Source organism: Acidimicrobiales bacterium (assembly GCA_035630295.1).
In the GTDB taxonomy this organism is placed as follows: domain Bacteria; phylum Actinomycetota; class Acidimicrobiia; order Acidimicrobiales; family Iamiaceae; genus Iamia.
On record DASQKY010000051.1, the window covers coordinates 44,451 to 58,523 of the forward strand.

General features: G+C 76.3%; 10 protein-coding genes. 6 read left to right on the forward strand and 4 right to left on the reverse strand.

All coding sequences use genetic code 11. From position 1 onward, the window contains the following. Positions 1–20 precede the first annotated feature (20 nt). Entirely contained in the window at positions 21–1,691 is a 1,671-nt protein-coding gene (locus tag VEW93_14325; protein ID HYI62965.1) for an AarF/UbiB family protein, read from the forward strand. 28 nt (positions 1,692–1,719) lie between these two features. Beyond that, a complete protein-coding gene (gene nucS, locus VEW93_14330; GenBank protein HYI62966.1) occupies positions 1,720–2,379 on the forward strand; it encodes an endonuclease NucS in 660 nt (219 codons plus the stop codon). Here nucS and VEW93_14335 read toward each other — a convergent pair. Further along, the gene (locus tag VEW93_14335; protein ID HYI62967.1) at positions 2,331–3,518 is read right to left on the reverse strand and encodes a glycosyltransferase family 1 protein; all 1,188 of its coding nucleotides are present in this window, start codon (positions 3,516–3,518) and stop codon (positions 2,331–2,333) included. The genes nucS and VEW93_14335 overlap by 49 nt on opposite strands. A 160-nt stretch (positions 3,519–3,678) precedes the next feature. On the opposite strand from VEW93_14335, the gene VEW93_14340 reads away from it, so the two are divergent. From VEW93_14340 to VEW93_14350, 3 genes are all read left to right on the forward strand, one after another. Beyond that, positions 3,679–5,655, forward strand: a complete 1,977-nt coding sequence (locus VEW93_14340) for a DUF4214 domain-containing protein (GenBank protein HYI62968.1) — start codon at positions 3,679–3,681, stop codon at positions 5,653–5,655. A 67-nt stretch (positions 5,656–5,722) separates the two neighbouring features. Then, the gene (locus VEW93_14345; protein HYI62969.1) at positions 5,723–6,226 is read left to right on the forward strand and encodes a hypothetical protein; all 504 of its coding nucleotides are present in this window, start codon (positions 5,723–5,725) and stop codon (positions 6,224–6,226) included. Next, positions 6,223–8,682, forward strand: a complete 2,460-nt coding sequence (locus VEW93_14350; GenBank protein ID HYI62970.1) for a glycosyltransferase — start codon at positions 6,223–6,225, stop codon at positions 8,680–8,682. Before VEW93_14345 ends, VEW93_14350 begins: the two co-directional genes overlap by 4 nt. Here VEW93_14350 and VEW93_14355 read toward each other — a convergent pair. Further along, entirely contained in the window at positions 8,679–9,950 is a 1,272-nt protein-coding gene (locus tag VEW93_14355) for a glycosyltransferase family 1 protein (GenBank protein ID HYI62971.1), read from the reverse strand. The two genes, VEW93_14350 and VEW93_14355, sit on opposite strands and share 4 nt — an antisense overlap. Further along, positions 9,947–11,119: a glycosyltransferase family 1 protein gene (locus VEW93_14360; protein ID HYI62972.1), complete on the reverse strand. Its 1,173-nt coding sequence runs from the start codon at positions 11,117–11,119 to the stop codon at positions 9,947–9,949. Before VEW93_14360 ends, VEW93_14355 begins: the two co-directional genes overlap by 4 nt. Positions 11,120–11,327: 208 nt before the next feature. Between VEW93_14360 and VEW93_14365 the strand changes: the two genes are divergently transcribed. Then, a complete protein-coding gene (locus VEW93_14365) occupies positions 11,328–13,523 on the forward strand; it encodes an FG-GAP-like repeat-containing protein (GenBank protein ID HYI62973.1) in 2,196 nt (731 codons plus the stop codon). On the opposite strand, the gene VEW93_14370 is transcribed toward VEW93_14365, so the two are convergent. Beyond that, the gene (locus tag VEW93_14370) at positions 13,516–14,016 is read right to left on the reverse strand and encodes a carbonic anhydrase (protein ID HYI62974.1); all 501 of its coding nucleotides are present in this window, start codon (positions 14,014–14,016) and stop codon (positions 13,516–13,518) included. The genes VEW93_14365 and VEW93_14370 overlap by 8 nt on opposite strands. Between the last annotated feature and the right edge of the window lie 57 nt (positions 14,017–14,073).

A 14,073-nucleotide genomic window follows, 5' to 3' on the forward strand; every position in this document is an offset into this window, starting at 1 on the left:
TCGCCGGTCAGACTGCCCGGGTGACGCCCGTGCCCGCTCCCGCCGCCGACCTGGCCGTCGGCACCTTCACCGACGCCGGCCCCTGGACCATCGACCTCGACGACCTGCCGTGGCGCGACGCGGTGCCCGCCGAGCGGGCCCGGGTGCGGCGCCGGTTGCCGTCGCTGGTGCGGCCGCCCCGGGTGCCGCCGCTGCGCCGCCTGGCCCGGGTCACCTCCCGCCTGGCGCCCCCGCTGGCGGCCTGGGCCCTGGGGGCCCGGCGCCAGGGGGGCAGCGCGTCGCGGGCCGACATCTCCCGGCGCCTGCGGCTGGCGGCCGAGGCCCTGGGCCCCACCTACATCAAGCTGGGCCAGATCATCGCCTCGGGCGAGGGGCTGTTCCCGGCCGAGCTGGTGGAGGAGATGCGGCGCTGCCGCGACCAGGTGCCCCCCGAGCCCTTCGCCTCGGTGCGGGCCGTGGTCGAGGGCGACCTGGGCCGGCCCCTGGAGGAGGTGTTCGTCCGCTTCGACCGCCGGCCCCTGGCCGCGGCGTCCATCGCCCAGGTCCACGCCGCGGCCCTGCCCCCGGCCGAGCCGGGCGGCGAGCCCATCGAGGTGGTGGTCAAGGTCCAGCGGCCCGACGTGGCCCGCCTGGTGGAGGCCGACCTGCGGGTCATGGCCTGGCTGGCGCCGCCCATGGTGGGCCGCATCCCGGTCACCGCCCTGGCCAACCCGCCGGCCCTGGTCGAGGTGTTCGGCGAGACCATCACCGAGGAGCTCGACTTCCGCCTGGAGGCCGACAACATGCTGGCCCTGGCGGGCGTGTACGCCGCCCTGGGCCAGGGCCACTACGTGGTGCCCCGGCCGCACCCCCGGCTGGTCACCCGCCGGGTGCTGGTCATGGAGCGCCTGTCGGGCTTCGCCTTCGAGGACGTCGAGGGCATGCGGGCCGCCGAGATCGACACCACCGCCCTGGTGCGGGGCGGGATGATCGGCTTCCTGGAGGGGGCCATGCTGCACGGCATCTTCCACGGCGACCTCCACGCCGGGAACCTGTTCGTCCTGCCCGACGGGCGCACCGCCCTGCTCGACTTCGGCATCACCGGCCGCCTGGGCGAGGAGCGCCGGCTGGCCTTCCTGCGCCTGCTGGTCAGCGCCACCGTGAACGACCTGCACGGCCAGCTGGCCGCCATCCGCGACCTGGGGGCCCTGCCGGCGGACGTGGACCTCGACGCGGTGATCGCGGAGCTGGGCCTGGACCGGCCCACCATCGACCCCACCACCCTCACCCCCGAGCAGCTCACGGCCGAGATCCAGGTGGTGGTGAAGGGCCTGATCGGCTACGGCGCCAAGCTGCCCAAGGAGCTGATGCTGTTCGTGAAGAACATGGTGTTCCTGGACGGGGCCATCGCCACGTTGGCCCCCGACCTGGACCTGTTCGCCGAGATCAGCCACATCGCCACCTACTTCGCCTCCCAGCACGGCAGCCGCATCGCGGCCGAGGCCGGCCTGGACGACACCTCGTGGGAGCTGGACATGGACGGGGTGCGGGCCCTCTACGGGGTCGACGCCGGCACCGACGCCCTCACCCACCGGGAGCTCCAGGCCCGCCGGGAGGTCATCGCGGCGCGGCTGGGGTCGCGCCGGCGGCCCGGCCCGCTCCATCGGGTGCGGCGCCGGGTCACCCGACGGCGGGGTGGCCCCGGGGCTTGAGCCCCAGCTCGCCTCCTACGCTCCACCCGTGCGCATCGTGATCGCCCGCTGCCAGGTCGACTACTCCGGCCGGCTCACCGCCCACCTGCCCATGGCCACCCGGCTCCTCATGGTGAAGGCCGACGGCTGCGTGGCCATCCACGCCGACGGCGGGGCCTACAAGCCGCTCAACTGGATGAACGCCCCCAACCGGCTGGTCGAGGGGGACGGGCGCTGGCTGGTCACCAACCCGAAGGGCGAGACCCTGACCATCACCATGGACGAGGTGCTGAGCGACACGTCCTGGGAGATGGGCGTCGATCCCGGCCTGCAGAAGGACGGCGTGGAGGCCCACCTCCAGGTCCTGCTGGCCGAGCGGCCCGGCACCATGGAGGAGGGCCTGACCCTCATCCGCCGCGAGCACCTCACCGACATCGGCCCCGTCGACCTGCTGTGCCGGGGCGCGGACGGGACCACCGTGGTGGTGGAGGTCAAGCGGCGGGGCGAGATCGACGGGGTCGAGCAGCTCACCCGCTACGTCGAGTTCCTGCGCCGCGACCCCCGGCTGGGCACGGTGCGGGGCATGTTCGTGGCCCAGCAGATCAAGCCCCAGGCCAAGGTGCTGGCCGCCGACCGGGGCCTGCTGTGCGTGGAGGTCGACTACGACGAGCTGCGCGGCATCGAGTCGAACGTGCCCCGCCTGTTCTGACCGGCGTCCTCGACGGCCCGAGCGTGGAGGGCGGCCACCTCCTCCACCGCGGTGGACCACCGGAAGCGGGCCCGCCGGGTGTGGCCGGCGGCCACCAGCTCGGCCCGGCGGGCCTCGTCGGACAGCACCCGGTCCAGGGCCTCGGCCAGGGCGTCCCCGTCACCCACCCCGACCAGCTCGGCGGCATCGCCCACCACCTCGGGGATGGCCCCGGCCCGGGTGGTGACCAGGGGGACGCCGGCGGCCATGGCCTCCAACGGGACCAGGCCGAAGCCCTCGTAGACCGACGGGTAGGCCACCACGCTGGCCCCCCGCAGCAGGGCGGCCCGGGTGGCCTCGTCCACGTAGCCCAGGGCGGTGATGCGGTCGCGGTGGGCGGCGGCGGCCACCGCCGCGTCCAGGGCGTCGGCCCCCCAGCCCCGGGCCCCGGCCAGCACCAGGCGCACCTCGGGGTCGCGGGCCGCCACCGCGTCGAAGGCGGTGACCAGGCCGGGCAGGTCCTTGCGGGGCTCGACGGTGCCCACGGCCAGCACGTAGCGCTCGGCCCGGGCCACGGCCCGGCCCCGGGCCGCGTCCCGGCCGGGGCCGTCGGGGCCGAGGTCGGGGGCGCCGTTGGCGATGGCCACCACCCGGTCGGGCGCCGCGCCCAGCCGGTCGACGACCTCGTCGGCCACGAAGCGGCTGGGGGCGTGCACCCACGCCCCGGCGGCCAGGGCCCGGGCCACCAGGGCCGGGTAGGCGGCGCTGGACCGGTCGACCATCTCCGGGTGGTGCCAGGCGGTGAGGTCGTGGACGGTCACCACCCGGGCCGCCCGCCGGGTCGGGGGGACCACGAAGTTGGGCCCGTGCACCACGTCGACCGGGCCGGTCCAGGCCTCGACGGCGGGCCGGTCGGACCGCGACCACAGGGCCCGCAGGGGGCGGGCGGCCATCGGGAGGCGGGCCCGGGCCACCCCGGGGGGGAGCTGGGCGGCCAGCGCCCGCCGCCCCCGCCAGGTCACGGCGAAGGCCCGGAGGTCGACGTCGGGGCGGGCGGCCAGGCCCTCGACCAGGGCGGCCGTGAGGGCGGCGACGCCGGTGCGGGGGCCGAGGAGGCTGGTGACGTCGAGAGCGACACGCCGGGGAGCGGTCGGGGCCATGGGGGCCGACCCTACGACCCCGGCCCCGCCCCCGGCCGGCCACTCGTCGTGAGGCCGGGTCCCACAGGCAGTGGTCTGCATCAGCCCTGGTCAGAGCGAGTTGCCTCTCGCCATGTGACGAAATCTTCACACTGCGTGAGCCGAGGCCGATCATGCCAGGGTGACCACGACGACCTCCTCCCTCCCCCGCCGGGGGCGTCGCCGGACCGGCCTGCGGGCCTCGGTCGGCCGGCTCGCCGCCCTCGTCGTCGGCACCTCCCTCCTGGTCGGCGCCACCACCGGCGCCGCCCCCGGGCCCGCCGCCGCGGCCCCGGCCCCCCTCGACGCGGCGCCCGCGGCCGGGCCGGGCGCCATGGACGCCGACCAGATCCCCCTCAGCGGGCCGGCCGGCGCCTCGTCGGCCCGGGCCGCGGGTGATGCCCCGGCCCCCACCGGCTGGTCCGAGACCATCGTCCTGCTCCCCGGCACCCAGATGGTGGCCCTGTCCTGGGACGGGGGCACCAGCGGGCCGGCCGGGCCGGCCAGCGCCCGCCTGGCCCTGCGCAGCCGGGGCCCCGCCGGCTCCTGGACCGACTGGCTCCCCCTCGCCCCCGACCCCGCCGACCAGGGCGGCGAGGGCGCCGGCCGGGTGGGCAGCGACGTGGTGTGGCTGGGCTCCGACGGCGCCGACACCCTCGAGGTCCGGGTCGACGCCGGCCCCGTGTCCGGCCTGGAGCTCCTGCGCATGCGCTACCACGAGGGCGAGCCGGTGGCGGTCGAGGCCCCGCCCGAGAGCACCTCGCGGGCGGCCGCGGCCCGCCCCACCATCCGCCCCCGCAGCGACTGGGCCTCCGGCGGGTGGAGGTCGGGCACCAGCGGCTGCGGCTCCGGGCCCTCGGTGGCGTCGCGGCTCGACCACGTGGTGGTGCACCACACGGCCAGCACCAACTCCTACACCCAGGCCCAGGTGCCCGGGCTGATCGACGGGATCTACCGCTACCACACCGGCTCCCTCGGCTGGTGCGACATCGCCTACAACTTCGTCGTCGACAAGTACGGCACCATCTGGCAGGGCCGCAGCGGCGACGTCACCAAGCCGGTGGTCGGCGGGCACGCCATGGGCTTCAACACCTACAGCTCCGGCGTGACCCTCCTGGGCCAGTTCGAGCCCGGGGCCTCGCCGGCGGCGGCCACGCCCACCTCGGCCATGATCAACTCGGCGGCCCGGCTGATCGGCTGGAAGCTGTCGCTCCACGGCCTCAACCCCAAGGGCAGCGTCACCGTCACCAGCGGCGGCAGCACCCGCTACAGCGCCGGCACCCGGGTGACCCTGCCGGTGGTCAACTACCACCAGCAGTCGAGCACCACCGCCTGCCCGGGAGCCAGCGTCATCAGCCGCATGGGCACCATCCGGGACCTGGCCGCCCAGCACATGGGGGGTAGCGGCCCGGACCCCGATCCCGACCCCGAGCCCCCGACCGGTGACCCCGACCCGTCCCGGTGGCGGCCCTTCCCCGACGCCCAGACCCTGACCTACCGGCAGTACGTCGACTTCCTCCGCAACCCCGGGACCTACGAGGGCCGCACGTGGTGGAACACCAACCTGGTCAACGGGAACACCAACCGCAACGCCCTGGTGGTGGCCCTCCTCGAGTCCGGCGAGCTCCAGCGCCGCACGGCCGCCCCGGTGCGGCTGTACCTGGCCTACTTCGACCGGGCCCCCGACCACCCCGGCCTGCGCTACTGGTGGGCCCGGATGGACGCCGGGACCAGCATCCGCAAGGTGTCGGCCTCCTTCGCCGACTCGGCCGAGTTCCGCCGCCGCTACGGCTCGCTGTCCGACCGCGAGTTCGTGCGGCTCGTCTACCGCAACGTCCTGGGGCGCGAGCCCGACCCGTCGGGCCAGCAGTACTGGGAGGGCCGGCTGTCCAGCGGGGCCGAGGACCGGGGCGGCGTGATGGCCCAGTTCTCGGAGTCCTCGGAGTACCGAGGCCAGACCCGGTCCGTGGTCGAGGCCGTCGTCACCCACGACGCCATGCTCCAGCGGGCCGCCACCACCGACCAGATGCACGACCTGGCCGTCTTCGTCGAGGCCGACCGCAGCTCCCTGGTCAACCAGATCTTCGGCTCCGCCGAGTACGCCGCCCGGTTCTCCTGACCGGCGCCGGGCGGCCCGGTCGCCGTCCGGGGGCCCGGGCCGGGCGCCGTGAGTACGATCCCGCGCCATGAGCGACACGCCCGCCGCCCGCCGCGCCGTGGACGAGGCCGGGCCCGGCCCCACCCCGGCGGGCGACGAGGCCGGCCCGGAGGCCGGCGACCCGGTCGCCCCGCCCCCCTGGCCGGCCGACGACGAGGGCGACGACGACCCGGTGGCCGAGGCCGCCCGCCTCCTGGCCATCGCCCGCCAGGCCCTCGACGACGGCGTCACCGTCCCCGACGGGGCCCGGCTCCGCCCGGTCAAGGAATCGGTCCTGCGGGCCGTGCGGCCGGTGACCGACGTGCAGCACCGGGTGGAGGACCACACCATCGGCGCCGTCGACGTGCTGGTGCGGGAGGCCACCCTCCAGCGGGCCCGCACCACCCGCCTGCTGACCGGCATGACCACCGTCGACCTGGCCGTGGACGTGGTCGACGAGCAGGTCCGGGCCCTGCGGGACGAGGTGGCGGCGCTGCGCCGCGAGGTCGAGGAGCTCCGGCGGGCCGCAGGGGACGCGACCGACCCCCGATGAGGGTCGCGGTGGTGGCGCCGGCGCCCGTGCCGCCGGTGTACGGAGGGGCGGAGCGAGCCGTCGACGGCCTGCACGCCGCGGTGGCGCGCCTCACCCCCCACCAGGTGGAGACGGTGAGGGTCCCGGTGGACGAGTCCCACCTGCCGGGCCTGGTGGCCGGCTACCGGGCCTTCTGGGAGCTGGACCTGGGCCGGTTCGACCGGGTGGTCACGGCCAAGTACCCGGCCTGGTTGGTGCGCCACCCGCACCACACCGTGCTGATGTTCCACCCCCTGCGGGGGCTCTACGACCACTACCACCTCTTCGGCCGGCCCCGTCGCGCCGAGCCCACCACGCCGGCCACCGCGGCCCTGGTCGCCCTGCTCCGGGCCGGTCCCGACCCGGGCCGGGTGCCCGAGCTGTTCGCCCGCTGGGACGAGATCCTCGACCGCGTCGGGCCCGACCACCCGGACCTGGTGTTCCCCGGCCCCCTGGCCCGGGCCGTGGTGCGGTGGCTCGACACGGTGGCCCTCACCCCGCCGGCCACCCGTCGCCACCTGGCCCTGTCCCGCACGGTGGCCTCCCGGCCGGGCTACCTGCCCCCGGGGGTGGTGCCCCGGGTCCTGCGCCTGCCCGGCGACCTGGGGCCGCCGCCGGACCCGGTGCCCCGGGCCGATCCCGCGCTGCTGTTCACCGCCTCCCGCCTCGACGGGGGCAAGCGCCTGGACCTGCTGGTGGCGGCCATGGCCCACGTCCCGGGCCCGGCCCGCCTGCACATCGCCGGCACCGGCCCCGAGGGCGACCGGCTCCGGCGCCAGGCCGCCCCCGACGGTCGCATCTCCTTCCTGGGGTTCGTGCCCGACGACGAGCTGCGGGCCGGCTACGCCGCGGCCACCGCCGTGCCCTTCGTGCCCGACGACGAGGACCTGGGCCTGGTCACCCTGGAGGCCTTCTCCCAGGGCACGCCGGTGGTCACCTGCCGGGACTCGGGGGGCCCGACCGAGCTGGTGGTCGACGGGGTGCACGGCCGGGTGGTGGAGGCCGACCCCGTGGCCCTGGGGCGGGCCCTGGCCGGCCTGGTGGCCGATCCGGCGGCGGCGGCGGCCATGGGCCGAGCCGGGCGGGCCCGGGGCGCCCTGGTCTCCTGGCCGGGGGCCGTGGCCACGCTGCTGGCCGACGACGACGACACCGGCACCGACGCCGCCCCCCGCCCGCCGGCCACCGCTCGACGTCGCCCACCGGGGCGGCCCCGGGTGGTGGTGGCCACCACCTTCCCCCTGGACGGGCGGGTCGGCGGGGGCCAGCTCCGGGCCCGCCACCTCTACGGCCACCTGGCCCCGGACCTGGAGGTCGAGGTGGTGGCCCTGGGCCTGGCCGACGACCCGGAGGGGACGGTGGACCTCGGGCCCGGGTTCACCCAGACCACCGTCCGCCGGTCCGAGGCCCACCGGGCCGTCGCCGACCGGCTGGGGACCGAGGTCGGCCTGCCCGTCACCGACGTCCTGGCCGGCACCGACATCGCCCTCACCCCCGCCTACCTCGACGCGCTGCGCCGGGCGGCCGACGGCGCCTCCGCCGTCGTCGTGGCCGAGCCCTACCTGCACCCCGCCGTCCGGGAGGCGGGCCTCGAGCTCCCCCTGGTCTACGACGCCTTCAACGACGAGCGGGCCCTGAAGGCCCGGGCCCTCCCCGACACGCCGCGGGGCCGGGCCGTCCTCGGCCTGGTCGAGGCCATCGAGGGCGACGCGGTGGCCGGCGCCGCCCACGTCACCACCACCTCGGCCGCCGACGCCGCCGCCCTGGCCGACCGGTACGGGCGGGCCCCGGCCGACATCACCGTGGTGCCCAACGGCACCGCGGTGCCGGCCGAGGCGCCGTCGCCGGCCCGGCGGCGGGCCCGCTCGGAGCGGTGGCGGGGCTGGTGGCCCGCCGGCGACCCGGCCCGCCCGTCGCACCTGGCCGTGTTCCTGGGCTCGTGGCACCCGCCCAACATCGACGCCGCCGAGCTGCTGGTCGAGGTGGCAGCCTGCGTGCCGGCCGTGCAGTTCCTCTCGGTCGGGCACCACGGCCTGGCCTTCGCCGGCCGCCGCCTCCCGGCCAACGTCCGCTTCACCGGCGAGGTGCCGGACCGGCTGCGGGTCGGCCTGCTGGGCGCCGCCGACCTGGCCCTGAACCCCATGCGCACCGGCTCGGGCACCAACCTCAAGCTGCTGGAGTTCCTGGCCTGGCGACTCCCGGTGGTGTCGACCCCGTTCGGGGCCCGGGGCATCGACGTGGCCGACGGTGAGCACCTGCGCCTGGCCGAGCCCGCCGACCTGGCCGAGGCGGTGATCGAGACCGTGTCCGACCCGGAGGGGGCGGCGACCCGGGCCGCCGCCGGGCGGCGGTTGGTGGCCGAGCGCCACGCCTGGCCCGTGCTGGCCCGGGACCTGGCCGCCGTGCTCGGCCGGGTCGGGGTGGCCGTGCCGTCGGCCTAGCGGCGCCGGCCCCCGCCGCCCAGGTCGGTCACGCCCCGGGCCAGGGCGGCCCCGAAGGCGTCCCAGGTGAAGCCCTCGGCCCACCGGGCCCCGGCCTCGGCGTCGGCCCGCTTCTGGTCCTCGGGCCGGTCCAGCACGGTGGCGATGGCCTCGGCCAGCGCCGGCCACGTCCCCTCGCACAGGTAGCGGTTGGGGCCGCCCAGCTCGGAGATGGACGTGGTGTCGAAGGTGACGACGGTGCAGCCGGTGGCCACCGCCTCCACCACCGGGAGGCCGAAGCCCTCGTGCTCGGTGGGGAAGACGAAGGCCTCGGCCCGCCGGTAGAGCCAGGCCCGCTCGGTCGGGCTGACGAAGCCCAGGAGGTGGATGTCCTCGGCGTAGGACGACTCCTCGATGGCCCGGCGGGCCGACTCGGTGAAGATGGTGTGGAGCCCCTGGAAGTCGTAGCCGGCGAAGACCAGCTTCAGGTCCCGGCCCCGGGCCCGCAGGTCGTTGAACGCGGTGATCAGCAGGTCGATGCGGCGGCGCTCGTCGACCCCGCCCATGAAGAACAGGAAGGGGTGCCGGTCGAGGCCCTCGCCCTCCATGCGGGCCTGCTCCAGGACGTCGAGGTCGCCGGCCCGCAGGGCCTCGGGGTCGTGGCCCAGGTGGGCCACCTCGATCTTGTCCCCCACGCCGGTCACCCCCCGGGACCGGGCCAGCTCGGCCGTGGTCCGGGCGGTGTGCTCGGAGATGGCCAGCACCCGGCCCGCCTTGCGGAGGGCGTCGACCACGCCCCGCTCGTAGGCCTCGCGCCCCAGGGCCCGCTGGGCCGACAGGCGCAGGCCCAGGCCGGCCTGGCGGGCGGCCCGGTAGGTGGGCCGGTAGGCCAGGGGGTAGCGGTCGCCCAGCAGGACGGGGATCTGGTCGTACACCACCACCACGGTGGCGGGCTCGGGCGGCACGCCGAGGGCCGAGTCGAACTGGACGAACACGTCGCAGGCCTCGGCGATGGTGCGGCTCTGGCCGGCGCTGAGGCCGCCCTTCAGGCGCTGGGCCCGGCCCCAGCGGGGGGTGGCCAGGTCCACGGTGGCGGCCACCCGGTCACTGGCCCCGACCTGGTCCAGCACCCCCTCCACCGCCGGCCCGGCCGGGTCGGTGAAGAGGACGAAGCGGTCCTCGTCCGGCAGGGAGGCGGCCAGGTGCCGGCACCCCTCCCGAACCACCTGGCCGATGCCGCGGAACTGGTGGCCGATCTGCATGGCCCGGAAGTCGAAGCCGACCCTCACCGCGCCCACCCCCCGGCGGTGGCCAGCGAGCCCAGCAGCACCTGGGCCGAGTCTCGCCAGTCGTAGCGGTCCACGTTGGCCAGGCCCCGCTCGACCATGGCCGCCCGGGCCCCGTCGTCCATCTCCAGCACGGCCCGCAGGCCCTCGGCGATGGGCTCGGGGGCGCTCACGTCGACCAGGCGGGCCGCCCCTCCCGCCACCTCGGGCATGACCGAGGCGTCGCTCACCACCACCGGGGTCTGGCAGGCCATGGACTCCAGCGGGGGCATGCCGAAGCCCTCGTACACGCTGACGTAGGCGGAGCACCGGGCCCCGCTGTAGAGGGCGGCCAGATGGCGGTCCTCCACGCAGCCCAGCAGCACCTTGACCCGGTGGCCGGCGTCGATCGCCTCCTGGGCCCGGGCCCGGATCTCGTGCTCCCGCCACGCCCCCGCCCCCACCAGGACGAGGGTCAGGTCGCCGGCCACCTCCCGGGGCAGGGCGCAGAAGGCGTCGATCAGCCGCACCTGGTTCTTGCGGGGCTCGATGTTGCCCACCGACAGGACGTAGTCGCCGTAGATGCCGTGGGCCCGCGTCACCTCGGCCACCTCCCGGGCCGAGCGGCGGTAGAAGCGCACCCGGTCCACCGCGCAGCCCACCACGTCGATCCGGTCACGGGGCGTGCCGTAGTGGGTGGCGATCTCGTCGGCCATGGTGCCGGTCAGGGCCGTGACCCGGTCGGAGCGCTCCACGCTGCGGCGCACGGCCCGGCGCAGGAACCGCCCGTTGTCGGCGTCCGCGAACTGGGGCAGCACCTCGAAGGACAGGTCGTGCACGGCCGTCACCGACGGGCTGCCGGCCAGGGGCCAGCGCACGAAGTTGGGGAAGAAGTAGGTGGCCCGGCCGAACAGGCGGTCCATGGGGGGCAGCCGGTCCCCGACGATCAGGCGGCGCTGGACGCTGAGGGGGAGGGGGACGGCCAGGGGGCGGATGCGCCGGAACCGGAAGGGGGCCAGGCGGGGGATCCGCTTGACCGGCACGGCGATGCGGGCGTCGACGTCGGAGCGCTCGGCCAGCAGCTCGTCGAGGCCCCGCAGCACGCCGCTGGCGTACTGGCCGACCCCGCTGAAGTGGTCGTCGACCAGGGCCTGGCCGTCGATGACGAGGCGGTGCCGGGCTCCCCGGGCCATCAACGGCCGGCCCCGGGGCAGGGGGCGGCCCCGGTCCCGGTGCGGGCCGCTGACGTCCGTCGAATCGTCCGCCGCTGGTGCATCCGGGCGAGGCTAGCGTCCCGTCCCGACCCCCCCGGCGGGGCGGCGGCTCACGGGGGAGGCGCACCTGCCGATGGCTGGGGGGGCGGTCCGACCCGAGGCGCCGGCCGCGGCGCGAGGAGACGTGATGACGACCAGGCACCAGCGCCGTCGACCCTGGACGGCGGCCCTCGCCGTCCTGCTGGCCCTGGCCAGCGCCACCGCGCCCGCCGCCCCGGCCGGGGCGGTCCCCTCCCCTCCCGCCGGCCAGGCCCCGGGCCAGCCCGCCCCCCGGGCCACGGCCACGCTGCGCCTGTCCCGCAACCTCGACCACGTCCTGCGAGGCAACTACGACGGCGACGGCTCGGCGGCGTCGTTCTCGTCCCCGGCGGTCACCGACGTCACCGGCGACGGCGTGGCCGAGGTGGTGACGGCCACCGTCGACGGGTGGGTCATCGCCTTCCGGGCCGACGGGTCCCGCCTGTGGGACACCGACCTGGGCCGCACCTCCATCCAGTCGTCGCCGGCGGTGGCCGACATGACCGGCGACGGGCGCCCCGACGTGGTGGTGGGCACCCTCGACGGCCGGGTCGTCCTCCTCGACGGCCCCTCCGGGGGGCGCCTCCGCACCTTCGGGGACGGGGGGCCCCAGGGCTGCCTGCCCATCTGCTTCCCGCGGGGCTTCCACGCCACGCCGGCCCTGGGTGACGTCAACGGCGACCGCCGGCCCGACATCGTGGCCGCCAGCTACAACCACCACGTCTACGCCTGGACCGCGGGCGGCACGCTGCTGTTCCGCCGCAACCTGTACGACACCATCTGGTCCTCCCCCGTCATCGCCGACATCGACCGCAACGGCACCAACGAGATCGTGGTGGGCAGCGACGTCGACGCCAGCAACGCCGTCCTGGGCGGCCCCAGCGGCGGCCTGGTCTGGGTCCTGAACCGCAGCGGCAGCACCTATGGCGGCTACCCCAAGCGCTTCGCCGGCCAGGTCATCTGGTCGTCGCCGGCGGTGGGCGACATCAACGCCGACGGCAACGTCGACATCGTGGTGGGCTCGGGCGTCTACTACCCCAACCCCAACGGCTGGAAGGTCATCGCCATCACCGGGCGCACCGGCCGGGCCGTGCCCGGCTGGCCGGCGGCCACCAACGGCCGGGTCATGGGCTCGCCCGCCCTCGGGGACCTCACCGGCGACGGGCGGCCCGAGGTGGTGGTCACCTCCGAGGGCGGCTACCTGTACGCCTTCAACGGCAACGGCAGCCGGCGCTGGGCGGCGTGCGACCGCACGAACGGCAGCGGCTGCAACCCCGGCGGGGCCGGGACCCACTCCAGCCCGGCCATCGCCGACGTGGACGGGGACGGCCAGGCCGAGGTGGTCTCGGCCCTGGAGTTCACCCTGCGGGTCTACTCCGGCTCCACCGGCACCGTGGAGGACGCCCTGTCCCTGGGCAGCGGGTCCACCCACGTGGTCCCGTCGACCACGCCCAGCATCGGGGAGATCGGGGGCCGGACCTTCATCGCCTACCAGGAGCACGTCCGCCGGGGCCACAGCCAGCCCTACGGCCGGGCCAACGACGTGCACCGGGTCCAGCTCCTGACCACCGACCAGGGGATGTGCGCGGCGCCGTGGGCCACGTTCAAGGCCAACGCCGGGCGCGGCGCCCGGTTCAGCACCGCCCCGCCCCGCTGGACGCCGTTCACCTGCCCGGCCGCCTTCGTGGACCAGCAGTACCGCGACTTCCTGGGCCGGGCCGCCGACGACCCCGGGCGCGCCTACTGGACGGCGCGCCTGCACCACGGCACCCGCAGCGGGTCGTGGGTCATCAACGCCTTCATCCGCACCCCCGAGTTCGAGGACGTGATCGCCCCCGTGGTCCGGGCCCACTTCGGCATCGGCGGCACCTACCCGACCTCCGCCGCCGCGGTGCGGGCCGACGCCAGCCGCCTCCGCCAGGGCACGCCGCTGGCCACCGTGGCCCAGGACCTGATCGACGCCCACCCCACGACGGCGAACCTGACCGACGAGCAGTTCGTCGACGCCGTCTACCGCAACGCCCTGGGCCGGGCGCCCACCGCCCAGGAGCTGGCCACCGAGACCGGGCGGCTCGCCTCCGGCACCACCCGGGGGGCCCTGGTGGCCCGGGTGGCCGAGGGCCCCACCGCCACCGGCCGCCTCCAGCCCTCGGTGGACGTCACCATGCTCTACCTGGGGATGCTCGACCGGCCGCCCGACGCCAGCGGCTTCGCCCACTGGGTGCCGGTCACCCGCCGGGACGGGCCCGACCGCCTCATCCGGGGCTTCCAGACCTCGGCCGAGTACCGGGACCGGGTCACCTGAGCGGGGTCACCTCGCGCAGGATCCCGGTGTCCACCTCGTAGACGAAGCCCCGCACGTTCTCCCGGTGCGGGACGAACGGGCTGGCCCGGATGCGGGCCATGCTCTGGCGGACGTCGGCCTCCAGGTCCACGAAGGCCTCCACCGCCCACGAGGGCCGGATCCCGGTCTCCTCCTCGATCTCCCGCTTGAAGTCGTCGTCGGTGAGGGTCAGCATCCCGCAGTCGGTGTGGTGGATGAGGATGATCTCCTCGGTGCCCAGGCGTCGCTGGGAGATGGCCAGGGACCGGATCATGTCGTCGGTGACCACGCCGCCGGCGTTGCGGATCATGTGGGCGTCGCCCTGGTCCAGGCCGAGGATGCCGAACAGGTCCAGCCGCGAGTCCATGCAGGCCAGGACGGTCAGCTTCCGGGCCGGCCGCAGCGGCCGGCCCGCGGAGGAGAAGCTCGCCGCGTACCGCGCGTTGTTGGCCAGGAGCTCGTCGGTCGCCGTCATGGGTGGTCCCCGTCCTCGCAGACGATGTCGGCCGGATCATGGCCCGCTGCCCCGGCC

Excerpts from the sequence above, each read along its gene's own strand:
- VEW93_14345 (HYI62969.1), top strand. The coding sequence starts at position 5,723 with ATGAGCGACACGCCCGCCGCCCGCCGCGCCGTGGACGAGGCCGGGCCC.
- VEW93_14335 (HYI62967.1), bottom strand. The coding sequence starts at position 3,518 with ATGGCCCCGACCGCTCCCCGGCGTGTCGCTCTCGACGTCACCAGCCTC.
- VEW93_14350 (HYI62970.1), top strand. The coding sequence starts at position 6,223 with ATGAGGGTCGCGGTGGTGGCGCCGGCGCCCGTGCCGCCGGTGTACGGA.
- VEW93_14370 (HYI62974.1), bottom strand. The coding sequence starts at position 14,016 with ATGACGGCGACCGACGAGCTCCTGGCCAACAACGCGCGGTACGCGGCG.
- VEW93_14360 (HYI62972.1), bottom strand. The coding sequence starts at position 11,119 with ATGGCCCGGGGAGCCCGGCACCGCCTCGTCATCGACGGCCAGGCCCTG.
- VEW93_14365 (HYI62973.1), top strand. The coding sequence starts at position 11,328 with ATGACGACCAGGCACCAGCGCCGTCGACCCTGGACGGCGGCCCTCGCC.